The sequence below is a fragment of the Mariniluteicoccus endophyticus genome (genome assembly GCF_054780035.1).
In genome coordinates, this window is record NZ_BAAGXC010000038.1 from 1 (window position 1) to 16357 (window position 16357).

A 16357-nucleotide genomic window follows, 5' to 3' on the forward strand; every position below is an offset into this window, starting at 1 on the left:
CAACTACATCGCCCGATGCCTACTCGAGACCGGCGGATTCAGAACCCACCCTGCTTTGGGATGAGCCGCTATTCTCCCAGGCCCAATGGATGACCTCTGATGCTTCTCGCCTGAAAGACTCTTCGTGCTGCAAGGAGAGAAGACCCTCCTCGAAGCTTGCAAATCCTCCCTTGTCGCGCCAAAGGGTGAAGAACAGCATGCGCGCGATAATCTGCTCGCTGGCGTTGAGATCTTGGTACCGGGGCGCATCATCGCTCAAGAGATCGAGATAGAGGGCCGCACGTCGGGCATCGTCCACGTGCGCGAACCGGGAGACCCGGCGCAGGAGCTTGTCTTCCTGCGGGCCGACGGCGGGCATGGGCAATCCCACTTGTCGTTTGGCTTCGGTCCAGGAGTGGTCGCGCAACAGGTCGCTAAGTTCGGCCTCTGTGGCTTCGAGGAACTGCGGGAGGCTCACATTCCCAAGTTCGCGAAGCTCTTGAACGAGCGCTGTCCACCTACTGGAGAGCTGGCTGCGAAGATTTCGCAGCACGGTCTCTTGGGTCTCTCGGTCAAGCACAATCTGGCAACCGGACGGCAGGAAAGGGAACCCCTCTTCGACGTGGCTCGGAAGCGCGCGCCTCGACACGCCCGTCAGGGCAGTGAAGCGCTGATCAAACCTGAATCTCTTGTGCTGGTGGCCCACGAAGTCGAGGGCCGTTAGGACCGGCTTGTCCCTGGTGCGGCGGAGGCCGCGGCCAAGCTGCTGCAGGAAGACTGTTGCACTTTCGGTGGGGCGGAGGAAGAGGACCGTGTCGACTTCAGGGATGTCGACGCCCTCGTTGAAGAGGTCCGCAGTAAACAGAATGCTGACCTCCCCCCGCTGAAGTTTACGAACTGCTTCGGCGCGTTGGTCGGCTGGCGTGTCCCCATTCACATCCAGGGCGGGGATGCCCTGTTCATTGAAGACCTGGGCCATGTAGCGAGCATGGTGGACACCGACGCAGAACCCAAGAGCACGCATGGTGTGGACGTCGGTGACCTTCTCGGTGAGCTCTTTGAGAATGACGCGGGTTCGAGCGTCGTTACCCGTGTAGAGGTTCGTGAGTTCAGCATCGGTGTAGCGGCCCCGAGCCCATTGGATTTGGCGCAGGTCAGTGCCGTCGTTGATTCCGAAGTAGTGGAACGGGCACAGGAGCTCTGCCTTGAGTGCATCCCACAGGCGCAATTCCGCTGCAGTCCTTCCGTCAAAGAACTCCCGTACATCGAAACCATCGGTGCGCTCGGGGGTGGCGGTGAGCCCCAGGAGCTCTCGCGGTTGCAGGAGTTCGAGTAGACGGCGATAGCTTGCGGCGGCGGCGTGATGGAACTCGTCGATAACCACGACATCGAAGGAGTCAGCTTCCAATCGCTGCAACTCTCGGGCGTTGAGCGTTTGGATGGAAGCGAAGAGGTGACGCCATTGGGTCGGAGTGGACCCACCTATGTAGAGCGAGCCGAAGGAGGGGTCTCCCAGTACCGCTCGATATGAGCGAATCGCCTGCTCCAGAATCTCCTTGCGATGTGCCACGAAGAGCAGGCTTGGGCGGCGGGTTCCGCTGCACATGCGCAGATAATCGAAGGCAGCGATCATCGTCTTCCCGGTACCCGTTGCCGCTACGACGAGATTTCGATGCCGCTCATGGTCCGAGCGAGCTGCCTGCAGGCGCTGAAGAATTTCTTCCTGGAAGGGCAGGGGCTGCGGGGTCAGTCCGCGAGGCAGGAGCTGATTCCCTGACCTGACGTTTCCCCCGGACACCCGCAACGCCTCGTCTAGCCGTTCGGCATCGGCGTCGGGATCGTATGGTTCGAAACTCGGGTCATTCCAGTAGGTTTCGAACGTTGCGCGGAACTTGTGAAGCAGTGCGGGAGTGGCGACAGAACTCAGCCTGACATTCCACTCGAGGCCATCGAGGAGAGCCGACCTCGATAGGTTCGACGAGCCGACATACGCCGTGTCGAAGCCAGTGCGTCGTTTGAAAAGCCAGCCCTTGGCGTGCAGGCGGGTGCGGAGGATTTCGTACTGAATTCGGACCTCGGCGCCGTAGTCTCGAACGAGAGCATCGATTGCTCGCCGCTCCGTGGCGCCCATGTATGTCGTGGTGATGACTCGAAAGGGGACTCCGAGCCGCTCAAGCGCTTTGAGCTCCTCGGTCATTGTGCGAAGGCCTGTCCATCGGATGAACGCACAGATGAGATCAACTTCGTCGGCACTCTTCATTTCAGACCTGAGCTCCGCGCCCACACTTGGCTCCCCGGCGCTATTGGTGAGGAGGGCGGCATCACTCAATGGCGTGTGGGGTGCGGCGGTGTAGAAGACCTCCGCGCCGGGGCGCGCGGGTCGAGTGAGGGCAACCAATCGTTCGCTTGCGTCGATCTTGTCGGAATCGGCCTGGAGATTCTGGAGAAGCTCGTTAAGAATGGCGCGGCGTCGGTCGCTGGACTCTTCGTCTCGAAGGACCCGCAGTACAACGTCACTCAAGTGGCGGGCCAGTACCTCCGGCTCTTCAGCGGCATCTAGTCGACTGCGGCGTACCTCCAGCCCTGTGGCCTGGATTTGCTCCGCGAGTCGCTGAGTCATCAGGCTGTCGTACAGGCCTTCGTTAAGCGGATCCATGTCGCCCCCTTGCGTGTGGACTCTATTAGGAGGCACTGACAGCCTGCGTGTGTCCGTCGAGGATGTCCTCCACGATGGGGATATCCGCTGGAGACCAGTCAAGGTCGGGAAGTTGCGCGAGCGGCACCCAACGCATCTGGTCGTGATCAGTGCTGTTGGTCGGTGCATCGCTGGTTAGCTCTGCCCAGTAACAAGCGAGATCAATCAGTTTGATGCCGAGCGGAGTGACGTGCCGGGACGCGAGCTCCCCGACGACAACGTGTACGTCAAGTTCTTCCTGAAGTTCGCGCGTGAGCGCTTGTTCCGGTGTCTCGCCCGGAGCGATCTTGCCGCCGGGGAACTCCCATAGGCCCCCAGCGCTGCGCCCTGGCCTGCGGCGCGCGGCGAAGACAGTGTTGCCCCTTCGGATGATGGCCCCGACGACGGGCAGGGTTTCCGGCTCAGACATGACCCTCCGTACGCAGTTGGCGCCAGCTTAGGGGCCGTCCGTCGATGGGGTCTATATCGGCGGTCAGAACTCCAGATCTGACGGGGCGCCTGGCATACATTCAGGTCATGACTTACCCAGGCGTACCGCAGCCTCCGCAGCCCTACGGGCCGAACCCGGGCCAGCCCGGGGGATACCAGACACCGCCGCCGAAGAAGTCACCGGCGGTGACAGGCCTCGGCTGGGGCATCTTCGGCGTGGGATGTCCATGCTGCTAGGCATGCTCAACAGCATGGGCCGGGGCCAGCTGGAGCTGATCGACCTCGATCCCGCCATCACCGCCGGCGGCTTCATCGGCCCGCTCCTGATGGTCGTGCTGCCGCTGGCGCCGGGCTGGTTCATGCGAACCACCACGGGCGGGCAATGCGTCCCTGGCGCAAGAACGAACCGCTCGCCCAGCAGCAGCACCCTCAGTGGCAGCCGTGGCAGGAGGCTCCCCGTTGGTCGTGAGTACGCCGGGCGATCTGGTTCGCGGGCCGCCGCGGAAGGCCAACCTCATGAAGAGCTGGGCGGGCATCGGCCTGGCCACGCTGTTCGTCCTCGCGGGCCTGAGCAGCATCACGACCGATCTGTCCCTGGCGTCGATGTGCCTCGGCCTGGCCCTGCTCGTCGGTTACGGCGGCTTCCGGTACGGGAGGGAATACCAGGAGCGGAGGGCCGCGTACGAGGAGGCCGTCCGTGAAAGCCCGGAGCCGCGCCACCGTCCCCCGAATCGGTAGCGCGGCCCCGGAGTGGGTCAGCGCAGCGCCGGCTTGCGCTGCGACTTCAAGTCCTCGACCTCTTCGACCGCAGACGGCCCCTGCGGCGGGGAAGGCATGAGCGGCTTCGGGTCGGCGACGGTCGGATAGCGATAGCCGAACAGCTTCTCGTCCTCGCCCTCGGTCTTCAGCTCGGCGGCAGGGTCGGACCGTCCCTTGTCGAGCAGCGCCGCCCCCGGTGAGTCCGCGGGATCCCGAAGGCCCTTGCGCTCGGCGAGCGGAGCCCGATCCCGTTCGGCCTGCTGCTGGCGCTGGGCACGGCTGTCGACGTCCTGGGTGATCTTGTAGGCCTCGGTCTCCGAGATCCGTCCGCCACCCGGCAGCGGCGGTGCGCCCGCCCGGACCTTGCCCGCGCTCCCACTGAGCTCCTGCGTGAGCGCGTCGAGGTAGCCCTTCGCCTCCTCGAACAGCTGCTTGGCCTGGGAGGCCACGGTCTTCAGGCCGTTCACGACGGCCTGGAAGTTGCTCACGATCTGATTGAGAGTGCCCACCAGGTCAGCGATGTCCTTGAGCGCCCAAGCGAGTGCGATCTCCGCGAACGGGCCCGACAGCGCGACCTTCACCGCAGCCTTCTTGGCCCACTTCTTGATCTCCTTGCGGATCAGGTCGTAGACCGCCTGGACGAGCTTCGACATCAGCTTCATGAACGCAGCCATGGCGTTGGCACACATGCCGGCGGTGGTGAACAGCGCATTCATCTGGCCGTGGATCTTCTTGTAGGTCTCCGCCTCCGGGCTCTGCCACGAGGGAAGATCGCCCGCCACGGCCCAACACGCAGGCGCCGAAAGGGTTGACCGTGAACGAGAAGAATGGCCCGCAGCAGATGGGCGTCAGCCCGCCTCGACCACGCGCCGCCACGCCTCACGCCGCTCGCACCGCGGATCGGACTCGACACGGCGCTCCACGTCCAGGATCAACGTACGCCGCTGCTCGACGTCGTAGCGCGGCCACTCCTCAAGCGGTCGTCCGTGCCGCGCGAAGTGCGTCCACTGGTCCTGCATGTGTTCGCTGAGCTCGACCCAGCCCCGCGTACCGCCCAGCGCCGACATCACCCGCGCCAGCTCGCCCGACAGGTCGCCGAACAGCGGCAACAGCTCGCCGCCGTGGGTGGCGTCCATGCCGACCAGCTTCGTCAGTCGCGGGGCGAAGTCGTAGCGGTACGCGTACACCGGCGCGAACACCGAGTGGTGCTCCATGACCTCCACCGACGGATACCAGAACGCGCCGTCACCCGACAGGTCCGCCATCGCCGAGCGCTTCGGCCAACCCGGGTAGAGCCGGCGCAGCACGTCCGCCGGAGGCGTCTCGTCGCCGTCGACGTGGGCGAAGTCGCCGTGGGGGTCCATGAAGGAGTGGGCCTTCATCACCATCTGCTTCCACGTCGGCTTCAGCGTCGGGTTGGTGGGGGAGAAGTGGGAGAACAGCGTCCCCTCGCGGTCGCACGTGCCGACGATGATCGGCACCGGGTTGGCCTGCCCCTGGGCGATCGCCGCCACCGGCGTACGCGGCACCAGGTCGCCGTCGACCGCCGGCACCACCGGGATCGCCGACGGCTCGTCCTCCAGCCCCATCGCCGACAGCCGCGACAGCGCGACGGAGAGCTCCATCCAGTCGGCGTTCTCAAGCGCGTCCATGACCTGCTCGTGGTCACCCGGGTCGTCGACCAGGTGCCCCAGGAACTCCCGTGCCCAGATGTGGGCCTGGTCCATCATCGGCACCACGCGCGGCGCCGAGCTCTGCGAGATCGCCCGATGGAACAACGGGTACGCGCGCGGCACCGTCAGCAGCGTCGTGATCGAGATGGCGCCCGCCGACTCCCCGAAGATCGTCACGTTGTCGGGGTCGCCGCCGAACGCCGCGATGTTGTCGCGCACCCACTCCAGCGCGGCGATCTGGTCGCGCAGACCGAGGTTCGACTCGATCGGCCGGTCGGGCGTCGCGTACTGGTCGAAGTGGAGCCAGCCCAGCGCGCCCAGGCGGTAGTTCAGGCTCACGTAGACGACGTCACCGCGGCGGACCAGCGACGAGCCGTCGTAGGTGGGCTCCGACGAGGCGCCGTTGACGTACGCGCCTCCGTGGATGAAGACCATCACCGGAAGCCGGTCGTCGCCCGGCTCGGTGGGTGCGGTCACGTTCAGGGTGAGGCAGTCCTCCGAGCGGGGCAGCCGGCGGTCGAGGGTGCCCAGGCCGATCTCACGCGGCTGGGCGGCCATCGGCCCGAACTCGATGCACTCGCGCACGTCCGGCCACGGCTCCACCGGCTGCGGTGCGCGGAACCGCAGCGGCCCCACGGGCGGGGCGGCGTACGGGATGCCGCGCCAGTGGGCGACGTCCCCGTCGATGAACCCGCGCACGGTGCCGGCCGTGGTTTCGATCTCGAGCCTGCGCATGTGGCCCATTGTGCGCGCGTCCGTGCGGGAAAGACGCTCCCCGTCTCATGATGTGAAGACGAATGGCGCCATAGGTATGCCCTATGGCATGCTCCTCGTCATGACCATCATGCTCCGCGCCGCCCATCGCCGTGACAACGCCTCCGTCGCTGTCATGTGCTGCATGATGCGCCGGCGCGCGATGTGTGGATGAGGCTGTGACGGCACCAGCTCAGACCTGATCCGCGGCGGCGCGCGACCTCCACCGAGGTCCGTGCGTCCGGATCCCCTCGTCGCGCGCCTGATGTGCGCCGCCACCGCCCACCCGTACGCATGCCCCACCACATCCACCATTCCCGGGGAGAATGATGTCCAACCACGCCGCACGCCTCATCACCGCCGCCGAGCTCGCCCAGATCAAGGACGCCCCCGGCGTCGTCGTCCTCGACGCGACCACGATCCTCGTCCAACCGGCCGGCGACGGCTATTACACGACCTCGTCAGGACGGGAGACCTTCGAGCAGGGCCACATCCCCGGCGCACGCTTCGCCGACCTGCTCGAGGACCTCGCCGACCGCGACGACCCCAAGGAGTTCACCGTCCTCCCGCCCGAGGAGTTCGCCCAGCGCATCAGCGCCCTCGGCGTCTCCAACGACACCACCGTGGTCGTCTACGACCAGGGCGTGAACATGTGGGCCACCCGGCTGTGGTGGAATCTGCGCCTGGTCGGCCATGACGACATCCTCGTCCTTGACGGCGGGCTTCCCGCCTGGAGGTCTGAGGGCCACGAGATCGCGACCGGCCCCGCCGACGCCGTCGAGCCGGTGACGTTCACCGCCCACCCCCGCCCCGAGCTGTACGCCTCGGCCGACGACGTGGCCGCAGCCATCGACGACCCCTCGCGCGTGCTGGTCAACTCTCTCGACCACCCCACCTTCACCGGCGAGCGCCACACGTACGCCCGCCCCGGCCGCATCCCGGGATCGCTCCACATCCCGTTCCCCGAGCTGTCCGACGCCGACGGCCGCGCGAAGGACGTCGACACGTTCCGCGCCGTCGGTGACGCCGCCGCAGTCGCCGACGGCGACGCCACCCCCATCGCCTACTGCGGTGGCGGCATCGCGGCGACCTACGTCGCGTTCCAGCTCGCCCGGGCCGGCCGAGACGACGTCGCCGTCTACGACGGGTCGCTCACCGAGTGGGCCGCCGACGAGTCCCGCCCCCTGGTCACAGGCAAACCCGCCTGATCCCGCCGCTCACACAAGGAAGACCCATGGACCAACTGCCCATCATCGACCTCTCGCTGGCCGACAACCCCGCCACCGCACCCCGTCTGCGCGACGACCTCCTGCGCGCAGCCCACGAGATCGGCTTCTTCTACCTCGTCGGCCACGGCCTCGACCAGGCGCGTCAGGACGAGGTCGTCCGCGTCGCCCGCGAGTTCTTCGCGCTGCCCGACGACGAGAAGCGCCGCATCGAGAACCTGCGTACGCCTCACTTCCGCGGCTGGGCCCGCATCGGCGGCGAACGTACGCAAGGCCGTACCGACTGGCGTGAGCAGGTCGACATCGCCGTCGAGCGCGAGCCCGTCACGATCACCGACACCACGCCCGACTGGGCCGTGCTGGAGGGCCCCAACCAATGGCCCGAGCGCCCGGCCGAGTTCCGCCCCGTCTTCGAACGCTGGCACCGCGACCTGTCCGCCGTCGGCCATCGCCTGCTCCAGGAGTGGTCGCAGGCGCTCGGCCAGCCGCGCGACTTCTTCGACGCCGCGTACGCCGACCAGCTCAGCCTGATAAAGGTCGTCCGCTACCCGGGCCGTGAGGGTGACGACCAGGGTGTGGGCGCCCACAAGGACTCCGGGCTCCTGACGCTGCTGCTGGTCGAGCAGGGCAAGGCAGGCCTACAGGTCGAGGGCCCCGACGGCCGATGGATCGACGCACCGCACGTCGACGGCGCGTTCATCGTCAACATCGGTGAGCTGCTCGAGAGCGCTACCGATGGCTACCTGATCGCGACCAACCACCGCGTCGTCTCGCCGCCGCCGTGGGACGACCGCATCTCCGTGCCCTTCTTCTACAACCCCGGCCTGGACGCCGTCATCCCGCGCCTGCAGCTGCCGCCGGAGCTCGCGGCCCGCTCCCGCGGCGTCACCCAGGACGAGTCCAACGCCATCTTCGACACCTACGGCGCCAACGCGCTGAAGTCCCGCCTGCGCTCCCACCCGGACGTGGCCGAAATCCATCACCAGCGCCTGCTCGCCCGCGCCTGATCCCACAAGGAGATACCCATGAACCGACGTACCTTCCTGCGCGCCACCGGCGGCGCCGCACTGCTGACCGGCCTCACCGCCACCGGCTGCGGGACCGGTGGTTCCAGCGGTGACCTGCGCGTCGCCGCCTCGTCCGTGCCCCACGCCGAGATCCTCCGACACATCAGCGAGTCCGGGGTGCTGAAGGACACCCGTCTCAAGATCTCCGAGATCTCGGGCGACCTCGACGCCAACCAGCTCCTCGTCGGCGGTGACATCGACGCGAACTATTTCCAGCACGTGCCGTACGCCGACGACTGGGCCAAGCAGCACGGCGGCGTCTCCTTCGCCCACGTCGCGAAGGTCCATGTCGAGCCTCTGGGCCTCTACTCGCGCCGAGCCAAGGCCCCCACGGACCTGCCCCAGGGTGGCACCGTCGTGCTCCCCGACGACGTCACCAACTTCGCTCGCGGCCTGTTCCTGCTCGCCGACGCCGGGCTGCTCACGCTCGACGTCGCGCGAGGCGGCGCCGCGATCGACGTCACCGAGCGCAACATCACCGGCAACCCCAAGGGACTGAAAATCGTCGGCATCGACGACGCCCAGCTGCCCCGCACGCTTGACGACCCCACCATCGCCGGGGCCGTCATCAACGGCAACTACGCGCTCGAGGCGCGCCTCACCCCGGCCAAGGACGCCCTGCGACTCGAGCCGAAAGAGAACAACCCGTACGCCAACGTGCTCACCGTCCTCGGCGACAAGGCCGGTGACCCGCGAGTCAAGGCACTCGCCACGGCCCTGACCTCGCCCGAGACCGCGGACTGGATCACCCAGCGCTACAGCGGGTCGGTGCTGCCGGTGGCCCAGACACCAGCGGGGGCTCGATGATCCGCGTCGAGAACGTCACCAAGGTCTTCGACGGCGGCGTACGCGCCCTCGATGACGTCAGCCTCGACATCGCCGACGGCGAGGTCATGGGCATCATCGGCCGGTCCGGGGCTGGCAAGTCGACGCTGCTGCGCTGCCTCAACCTGCTCGACCGGCCCACCTCGGGACGGATCCTGCTTGACGGGCAGGATCTCACCGCGCTTTCGGAGCCCCAGCTCCGGCCCCTGCGCCGCCGCATCGGCGTGGTGTTCCAGCAGTTCAACCTGCTCGACTCGCGCGACGTCCGCGGCAACGTGGCCTTCCCGCTCGAGGTCGCGGGCATCCCGCGGCGCGAGCGCGAGGCCCGCGTCGACGAACTGGTCGAGCTCGTCGGACTGGCCGACCGCCGCTTCGCCCACCCGGCCCAGCTGTCCGGAGGCCAGAAGCAGCGTGCTGGCATCGCGCGAGCGCTCGCCGGCGACCCGCGTCTGCTGCTGTGCGACGAGCCCACGTCGGCGCTTGACCCCGAGACCACCGAACAGATCCTCGACCTCATCGCCCAGCTCAACCGCACGCTCGGGGTGACCGTCGCGATCATCACCCACGAGCTCGACGTCGTACGCCGCATCTGCACGTCCGCAGCGCTCCTCGAGGACGGACGCGTCGTCGAGACCGGACGGCTGGCCGACCTGGTCGCCGCCGACGACTCCCGGCTGGGCGAGGCGATCCTGCCGTCCGGCGTACGCGACACGGCGCACGCCCGGGCGATCACCGCGTTCCTGGCCCGCGAGGGCGTACGCGCGGGGCTCGAGGGGGTGGGTGCGTGAAGACGACCGTGGCCCAGGCGCTGCCGGAGGTCTGGGAGGCGCTGCAGGAAACCCTGCTGATGGTGGGGGCCGCCTCGGTGCTGACCGTGCTCATCGGGACCGCGATCGGCGTCCTGCTGGTGGTCACCGGGCCCCTCGGGTTCTGGGCGAACCGCCCGCTGAACCGGGTGCTGGGCGCCGTCATCAACGTGGGTCGCTCGCTGCCGTTCATCATCCTGCTGATCGTGCTCATCCCGCTGACCCGACTGCTGGCCGGCACCTCGATCGGTCCGGTCGCGGCGATCGTGCCGCTGACGGTCGGCTCGGTACCTTTCTTCGCCCGGGTCGTGGAAGCGTCCCTGCACGAGGTGGCCCGCGGCAAGGTCGAGGCGGCTCGCGCGATGGGTGCCACCAACCGGGACATCGTGGTCAAGGTGCTGCTGCCCGAGGCCGCTCCCGGGCTCGTGGCCGGCATCACCCTGACCGTCGTCATGCTCATCGGCTTCTCCGCGATGGCCGGAACGATCGGCGGCGGGGGGCTGGGGGACTTCGCCATCCGCTACGGCTACCAGCGTTTCAACACCCCGGTGCTGCTCGTGGCCGTCGCCGTGCTCATTGTGTTGGTGCAGGGCGTCCAGAGCCTCGGCGACCTGATCGTGGCACGCATGGCACGACGCCGCGGCTGAGGACTGCGAATAATCCCTTGTCCCGTGGAGGAGGCCGACCTACCGTGGACGTACACGAGGAAGGAGGTGGTCCGACGAATGATTGGCGAACGGACTTGTGAGGTGGCTCACCGCTGACGCGGTGCGCTCTGACGGACTGCTCGGCGAATCCACCCGAGCCACCGGACCCGCGGGTGCCGGCCCCTCGTCCAGGCCGGCCGTCAAGAACGACGAACCCGCGGGTCTTTCCGTGCCCACACAGATTCCCGGAGTCGACACGAATGGGCGTACGATCAGTTGGCTTTGGCCATCGACTCACCGAGCTGCCGAAAGGAGCGCACCGATGGATTCCCCCGAGGTCACGCTGGCTGAGATCGTCGACCAGCTCTCTGCTGGGCGCCCCGAGCCTTCCGACGTCCTTCAACGCGTGCTGGACCTGTCCCTGCGCGGAATTGACGGGGCCGACGGCGCAAGCGTGACGATCTACGGGGCCGAAGGGAAGCCGTTCACCACTGCTGTGAGCCACGACTGGGTCCTCGAGGTCGACCGCATGCAGTACGAGACGTTGCAGGGTCCGTGCCTCGAGGTCGCCTCCACTTCCGCACCCGTCGCCGGTTCTGCCGATCTTGCCGAGAGCGAGCACTGGCCGGTTTTCGGACCCCAGGCCGCTGCCGTCGGCGTACAGGCCGTCCTCGCCGCCGGCCTGTCGAGCCGTCCAGACCCCGGCGCCGCCGGGCAGCCGCCCGGCGCCCTCAACCTGTACTCGCGCAGCCGCGCCCGCTTCGACGAGGCCGACCGCGAGCGTGCGGTGCTGCTCGCCGCCATCGCCGGGGTGACGATAGCCCTCGCCGAGGCCCGCGGGAAGAACCGCCGTCTCAACGAGGCGCTCACCAGCCGCGACGTCATCGGCCAGGCCAAGGGCATCCTCATGGAGCGTCACGGCATCAGCGCCGACGACGCCTTCTCGACCCTGCGCCGCACCTCGAACCAGCTCAACATCAAGCTCCGCGACGTCGCCGAACGCGTGACCGCTGAGTTCACGCGTCCGGTACGCGGTCGCGACAAGAAGACGAATCTGCCCAAGCTCTGAGCACTCCGCGAGGCGCCGTGCATAATGGCCCCGTCAGATCCCGGTCGAACAGCGTGCCGCGAGTAATTTCTTTGCCTGCAGGAAAATCTCGATGTTCGACCATGCTGCCTCAGGTGCGGCGAAAGACAAGACCCGGGCGCTCGCGCTCGCCGTTGAAGGACTGCTCCTTGAGGCCGCCCGCGCCGAGGGTGCCGACCGTGACCTGCTCCACGAGCAGGCCGTCGTGACGGCGCTACCTGTGGCCGACTCGATCGCCACCCGTTATGACGGGCGGGGCATCGAGCGCGACGACCTCGTCCAGGTTGCCCGGCTCGGCCTCATCAAGGCGGTCCTCGGCTACCGGCCCGGTGCCGGTGAGGCATTTCTCGCCTACTGCGTTCCCACGATCGCCGGCGAGCTCAAACGACACTTCCGGGACACCCTCTGGCTCGTACGACCACCCCGGTCCGTCCAAGAGACGATGCTCGCCGCCTATCGGACGAAGGCCGACATCGAGTCACGGGGCGGCCAAGGAACCGCCGAGGCGATCGCCCAGGAGCTCGGGCTCGACGTCATGGACGTGCGCGTGGCGATCGCCAGCCGTGGGCTGATGACGTCGGCGCCCTTGCCGCGGCACGACCCGGTCCACGACGAGGCCTACGACTCCGTGCTCTCCCGTCGCACCGTGGTCGAGGCCGTGAACCGGTTGCAGGAGCGCGAGCGTGAACTGCTGCGCCTGCGGTTCGTCGAGGAGCTATCCCAGTCAGACATCGCCCGACGGCTGGGTATCAGTCAGATGCAGGTCTCCCGTGAGCTTGCTCGACTCGTACGTCGTCTGCGAGCCGTGCTGACAGACTCTCGGGAGGGAGCCCACCCACGCCCCTGAGCGTCAACAGCTCCGCCAGCGTCGAAGAGGGGTCGACCACGGGGTCGGTGGACGCCACCAGCACCTGTAGGCGGGGCACGTCCACGATGGTGGCCATCGCGGGGTCGGTGCCGGGGCGGAACACCGCGACGAGCGGCTGCTTCAGCGTCAGCTCGGCCAGCCCCAGGACGTGCCCGCGCAGCGTGCCCGGCTCACCGTCGCCACCGAGGTGGGCGACGCGGACGAGGTCGGTCAGGTGGGGCGCGCGGCCCTGGACGGCGCCGCTGATCGCGGCCGCGTCCTCGGCGGTCTGGGTCATCACCAACAGCCGGCGCGGCACTTCGGTGTCGAACTCCACGTCGGGCTGCACCTCGAGGCGGCAGATCTCGTCGGGGCGCGCTATCGCCATGAGGCGCAGCACCGTGTTCGGGTCACGGTCGTGGAGCAGGCTCAGCGCCCAGTCGGTCCACACGCTCTCGGGGCCCGTGGAGGCACGCACACGGCGCAGCCAGCCCGCCGCGTCGAGCCCGGAGAGCCCGGACCACGGGTCGGACAGGATCGCCGTCGGGTCGGCGTCCATGTGGAGGCTTTCGTACGCGCTGCGGGCCAGTGCCAGCGACGAGTCGAGCTCGGACAGCGCGCTGGCGGCGTCCCAGCCCATCACGTCGAGACGGTCGCCGAGCGCGGAACCGGTCGCCTCGAACGACGGCATCCCACACTCCGTGGGCGACGCGGTCATCGCGCGTGTGAACACCGCCAGCAGGTCGCCGGGGACCTCGTAGTCGAATTCAGCGATCACATGCGCGCCGACCTTGAGTCGTCCTTCGAGCTCCATGGGGCCTCCTTGAGGGGTCATCGGAGTGATACCCCGGCCGCCGCGGAGTCAAACATCTTGACCGGCCAGACGGTCAGAGAGCGCTTGGAACAGCGCCGGAGCGGCCGCCAGCACGAGGTCGGCGGACTCCCTTCCGCCGGCGGGGCCGCCCACGACCGCGCCCGCCTCGCGGCACACCAGCGCCCCGGCCGCGTGGTCCCACGGGTGCAGCCCGGCCTCGAAGTAGGCCTCCAGACGCCCGCATGCCACGTACGCGAGGTCGACGCTCGCCGCGCCCATGCGCCGGATGTCGCGTACGTCGCCGATGAGCCCGGCGACCACCGCGGCCTGCTTCGTGCGGCGCTCCGCGGCGTACGCGAACCCCGTTGCGACGAGCGCCTGGCCCAGGTCGTCCTTCGTCGAGCAGGAGATCGGCTCGCCGTTCAGCGTCGCCCCCTCGCCGCGTGCGGCGGAGAAGAGCTCGCCCAGCACCGGCAGGGACACCGCACCGGCCACCGCCTCCCACCGCGCGGGATCGGGATCACCCTCGACCACGGCGACGGACACGCCCCACATCGGGATGCCGTAGAGGTAATTGACAGTGCCGTCGATCGGGTCGACCACCCACGTCAGCCCCGACGAGCCGGAGACCGACGCGCCCTCCTCGCCGAGGATCCCGTCCTCGGGGCGTGCGGCGCGGATGCGCTCCCGGATCAGTTCCTCGGTGGCGCGATCGGCGGCGGTGACGACATCGGTGGGCGTGGACTTGAGATCGGCGACACGGACACCTCTGCGACGCTCGGCCAGCGCGTACTCCCCGGCCTCGCGTGCGATGTCGGCGGCGAGCACTCGGAGCGACTGGGGCACGGCATCAGCCTAACCGCGATCCCGGCCGGGTTCACCACCAGTTCATACCACCACCCTAGGCTTCGCTCATGTTGCAGAACCTGCGTGAATACATCGATCGGCTGCGCGCCGAGGGCTACACCATCGCCGGCGCCGAGGGCGAAGACCCGGAGCTGATCGATCCGGGCGGCTCGGCCGTCGAGACCTGGGAAGAGGACTACCCCTACGACAGCCGGCTGGGCCTCGCGGAATACACCGAGGAGAAGCACAAGCTCCAGATCGAGCTCCTCAAGCTGCAGTACTGGGCGCAGGACAACAACGAGCGCATGGTCATCGTCTTCGAGGGCCGCGACGCCGCCGGCAAGGGAGGCACCATCAAGCGCTTCACCGAACACCTCAACCCGCGGTACGCGCGCGTGGTCGCCCTCGCCAAGCCGTCCGACCGCGAGCAGGGCCAGTGGTACTTCCAGCGCTACATCCAGCACCTGCCGACGTTCGGCGAGTTCGTGATGTTCGACCGCTCCTGGTACAACCGCGCCGGTGTCGAGCGCGTCATGGGCTTTTGCACCGACGAGGAATACGAGGTCTTCATGAAACAGGCCCCGCTGTTCGAGGAGATGCTGATGGACTCGGGCATCCACCTCACCAAGTTCTGGTTCTCGGTGACCCAGCACGAGCAGCGCACCCGCTTCGCCATCCGACAGATCGATCCAGTCCGCCAGTGGAAGCTCTCGCCGATGGACCTCGAGTCGCTCGACAAGTGGGAGGCCTACACCGAGGCGAAGGAGCAGATGTTCCTGCGCACCGACACCGACCGCGCCCCGTGGATCACGATCAAGTCGAACGACAAAAAGCGCGCCCGCATCAACGCGATGCGCGCGTTCCTGAACCAGTTCGACTACGAGGGGCGTGACGACTCGGTCGTCTACGAGCCCGACCCGCTGATCGTGCGCCGCGGCAAGGACGCCGTCGGCGACTGACCCGGCGGCTCAGTCCTCGGGCCAGAACACACCCGTCATCTGCTCGGCGGTCCGCCACAGCCGGGCCGCCGAGTCGGCGTCCAAGGCCTTCTTCGGCAGCGGCACGATGCCCGGGGCGCCGCGCAGCTGGAGCAGCCCCTCCGGGCCGATGGCCGACCCTCCGGGCACGTCGGGAAGGGTGGCGGCCGCGAGCGTGGGCAGCGCCGCGAGGTCGGGCCGGGTGATCAGCGGCATCACTGTGCCGAGCCGGCTGAAGCGGCCGCCGTTGATGTTGGTCGCGGCCCACCCCGGATGGGCGATCGTGCTGGTGAGGCCCCAGCCCTGGTGGTCGGAGCGGCGCTGCAGCTCGACGGCGAACGTGGTGAGGGCGAGCTTCGACCGGGCGTAGGCCGCGCCGGGGGAGTAGCGGTGGGTCAGGTCGGGGCCAAGGCCGAGCGTGCCGCGGAACGCCGTCAGGCTGCCGACCGACACGATCCGGGCGCCCTGGGCGAGCCGCAGCGACGGCAGCAGCAGGCCGGTCAGGGCGAACGCGCCCAGGAAGTTCGTGCCGAGGTGGAGCTCGAACCCGTCGATGGTGGTCTGGCGCTGGCGCGAACCCGACATCACGCCCGCGTTGTTGACGAGGATGTCGATGGGGCGGCCCTGATCGTTGATCTGACCCGCGGCGCGGCGGATCGATGCGAGGTCGCTGAGGTCGACCTGCTCGATGCGGAACGCGGCCTCACGGTGGGCCTCCCGCAGCCGGGCGACGACGCGCCGGGCCTTGGTCAGGTCGCGCACGGCGAGGATCACGTCGGCGCCGGCCATGCCGAGACGCGCGGCGGTCTCGAGGCCGATGCCACTGGTCGCGCCGGTGACCAGGGCGATGGTCCCCGACAGGTCGGGGACATGGACGGGACTGTTCACGCGAGCTCCTGAGGATTCTCCTCAGAGTCTAGGCCTCCC

16 protein-coding genes are annotated in these 16357 nt (G+C 68.2%); 9 read left to right on the forward strand and 7 right to left on the reverse strand.

Annotated elements, in window-relative coordinates; translation table 11 throughout:
- Positions 1 to 19: 19 nt before the first annotated feature.
- Both ACYVGD_RS15570 and ACYVGD_RS15575 read right to left on the reverse strand, forming a co-directional pair.
- Positions 20 to 2635, reverse strand: coding sequence for a DEAD/DEAH box helicase family protein (locus ACYVGD_RS15570; protein WP_460744698.1), 2616 nt, complete (start codon positions 2633 to 2635; stop codon positions 20 to 22).
- A gap of 25 nt (positions 2636 to 2660) precedes the next feature.
- Positions 2661 to 3083 (reverse strand): (deoxy)nucleoside triphosphate pyrophosphohydrolase, encoded by a 423-nt coding sequence (locus ACYVGD_RS15575; protein ID WP_460744699.1) that lies wholly within the window; start codon positions 3081 to 3083, stop codon positions 2661 to 2663.
- A 536-nt stretch (positions 3084 to 3619) separates the two neighbouring features.
- Here ACYVGD_RS15575 and ACYVGD_RS15580 point away from each other — a divergent pair.
- Complete coding sequence (locus ACYVGD_RS15580) at positions 3620 to 3841, forward strand: hypothetical protein (protein ID WP_460744700.1); 222 nt, start codon at positions 3620 to 3622, stop codon at positions 3839 to 3841.
- 17 nt (positions 3842 to 3858) lie between these two features.
- Here the strand turns inward: ACYVGD_RS15580 and ACYVGD_RS15585 are convergent, their stop codons facing one another.
- The gene (locus ACYVGD_RS15585; protein ID WP_460744701.1) at positions 3859 to 4644 is read right to left on the reverse strand and encodes a hypothetical protein; all 786 of its coding nucleotides are present in this window, start codon (positions 4642 to 4644) and stop codon (positions 3859 to 3861) included.
- A gap of 66 nt (positions 4645 to 4710) precedes the next feature.
- A complete protein-coding gene (locus ACYVGD_RS15590) occupies positions 4711 to 6270 on the reverse strand; it encodes a carboxylesterase/lipase family protein (protein WP_460744702.1) in 1560 nt (519 codons plus the stop codon).
- A gap of 347 nt (positions 6271 to 6617) precedes the next feature.
- Between ACYVGD_RS15590 and ACYVGD_RS15595 the strand changes: the two genes are divergently transcribed.
- The 7 genes from ACYVGD_RS15595 to ACYVGD_RS15625 all read left to right on the forward strand — a co-directional run bounded on the left by ACYVGD_RS15595 (position 6618) and on the right by ACYVGD_RS15625 (position 12793).
- Positions 6618 to 7496, forward strand: coding sequence for a sulfurtransferase (locus ACYVGD_RS15595; protein WP_460744703.1), 879 nt, complete (start codon positions 6618 to 6620; stop codon positions 7494 to 7496).
- A gap of 26 nt (positions 7497 to 7522) precedes the next feature.
- Entirely contained in the window at positions 7523 to 8521 is a 999-nt protein-coding gene (locus tag ACYVGD_RS15600) for an isopenicillin N synthase family dioxygenase (RefSeq protein WP_460744704.1), read from the forward strand.
- A gap of 18 nt (positions 8522 to 8539) precedes the next feature.
- The gene (locus ACYVGD_RS15605) at positions 8540 to 9388 is read left to right on the forward strand and encodes a MetQ/NlpA family ABC transporter substrate-binding protein (protein WP_460744705.1); all 849 of its coding nucleotides are present in this window, start codon (positions 8540 to 8542) and stop codon (positions 9386 to 9388) included.
- Entirely contained in the window at positions 9385 to 10194 is an 810-nt protein-coding gene (locus ACYVGD_RS15610; RefSeq protein WP_460744706.1) for a methionine ABC transporter ATP-binding protein, read from the forward strand. The genes ACYVGD_RS15605 and ACYVGD_RS15610 overlap by 4 nt, the downstream gene beginning before the upstream one ends.
- Positions 10191 to 10859, forward strand: coding sequence for a methionine ABC transporter permease (locus ACYVGD_RS15615; RefSeq protein WP_460744707.1), 669 nt, complete (start codon positions 10191 to 10193; stop codon positions 10857 to 10859). Before ACYVGD_RS15610 ends, ACYVGD_RS15615 begins: the two co-directional genes overlap by 4 nt.
- Before the next feature lie 322 nt (positions 10860 to 11181).
- Positions 11182 to 11928 carry an ANTAR domain-containing protein gene (locus ACYVGD_RS15620; RefSeq protein ID WP_460744708.1) on the forward strand — a complete coding sequence of 249 codons (747 nt, stop codon included), beginning with the start codon at positions 11182 to 11184 and terminating at the stop codon, positions 11926 to 11928.
- Positions 11929 to 12019: 91 nt separating this feature from the next.
- Entirely contained in the window at positions 12020 to 12793 is a 774-nt protein-coding gene (locus ACYVGD_RS15625; RefSeq protein ID WP_460744709.1) for a sigma-70 family RNA polymerase sigma factor, read from the forward strand.
- On the opposite strand, the gene ACYVGD_RS15630 is transcribed toward ACYVGD_RS15625, so the two are convergent.
- Both ACYVGD_RS15630 and ACYVGD_RS15635 read right to left on the reverse strand, forming a co-directional pair.
- The gene (locus tag ACYVGD_RS15630) at positions 12696 to 13607 is read right to left on the reverse strand and encodes a hypothetical protein (RefSeq protein WP_460744710.1); all 912 of its coding nucleotides are present in this window, start codon (positions 13605 to 13607) and stop codon (positions 12696 to 12698) included. The two genes, ACYVGD_RS15625 and ACYVGD_RS15630, sit on opposite strands and share 98 nt — an antisense overlap.
- Positions 13608 to 13655: 48 nt before the next feature.
- The gene (locus tag ACYVGD_RS15635) at positions 13656 to 14453 is read right to left on the reverse strand and encodes an inositol monophosphatase family protein (RefSeq protein WP_460744711.1); all 798 of its coding nucleotides are present in this window, start codon (positions 14451 to 14453) and stop codon (positions 13656 to 13658) included.
- A 68-nt stretch (positions 14454 to 14521) separates the two neighbouring features.
- Here ACYVGD_RS15635 and ppk2 point away from each other — a divergent pair, with 68 nt between their 5' ends.
- The gene (gene ppk2 / locus ACYVGD_RS15640; RefSeq protein ID WP_460744712.1) at positions 14522 to 15412 is read left to right on the forward strand and encodes a polyphosphate kinase 2; all 891 of its coding nucleotides are present in this window, start codon (positions 14522 to 14524) and stop codon (positions 15410 to 15412) included.
- 9 nt (positions 15413 to 15421) lie between these two features.
- On the opposite strand, the gene ACYVGD_RS15645 is transcribed toward ppk2, so the two are convergent.
- Entirely contained in the window at positions 15422 to 16318 is an 897-nt protein-coding gene (locus ACYVGD_RS15645) for an SDR family NAD(P)-dependent oxidoreductase (protein ID WP_460744713.1), read from the reverse strand.
- Positions 16319 to 16357 lie beyond the last annotated feature (39 nt).

Coding starts and splice junctions, on each gene's coding strand:
- ACYVGD_RS15570 (WP_460744698.1), bottom strand. CDS start 2,635: ATGGATCCGCTTAACGAAGGCCTGTACGACAGCCTGATGACTCAGCGA.
- ACYVGD_RS15575 (WP_460744699.1), bottom strand. CDS start 3,083: ATGTCTGAGCCGGAAACCCTGCCCGTCGTCGGGGCCATCATCCGAAGG.
- ACYVGD_RS15580 (WP_460744700.1), top strand. CDS start 3,620: ATGAAGAGCTGGGCGGGCATCGGCCTGGCCACGCTGTTCGTCCTCGCG.
- ACYVGD_RS15590 (WP_460744702.1), bottom strand. CDS start 6,270: ATGCGCAGGCTCGAGATCGAAACCACGGCCGGCACCGTGCGCGGGTTC.
- ACYVGD_RS15595 (WP_460744703.1), top strand. CDS start 6,618: ATGTCCAACCACGCCGCACGCCTCATCACCGCCGCCGAGCTCGCCCAG.
- ACYVGD_RS15600 (WP_460744704.1), top strand. CDS start 7,523: ATGGACCAACTGCCCATCATCGACCTCTCGCTGGCCGACAACCCCGCC.
- ACYVGD_RS15605 (WP_460744705.1), top strand. CDS start 8,540: ATGAACCGACGTACCTTCCTGCGCGCCACCGGCGGCGCCGCACTGCTG.
- ACYVGD_RS15610 (WP_460744706.1), top strand. CDS start 9,385: ATGATCCGCGTCGAGAACGTCACCAAGGTCTTCGACGGCGGCGTACGC.
- ACYVGD_RS15620 (WP_460744708.1), top strand. CDS start 11,182: ATGGATTCCCCCGAGGTCACGCTGGCTGAGATCGTCGACCAGCTCTCT.
- ACYVGD_RS15625 (WP_460744709.1), top strand. CDS start 12,020: ATGTTCGACCATGCTGCCTCAGGTGCGGCGAAAGACAAGACCCGGGCG.
- ACYVGD_RS15630 (WP_460744710.1), bottom strand. CDS start 13,607: ATGGAGCTCGAAGGACGACTCAAGGTCGGCGCGCATGTGATCGCTGAA.
- ppk2 (WP_460744712.1), top strand. CDS start 14,522: ATGTTGCAGAACCTGCGTGAATACATCGATCGGCTGCGCGCCGAGGGC.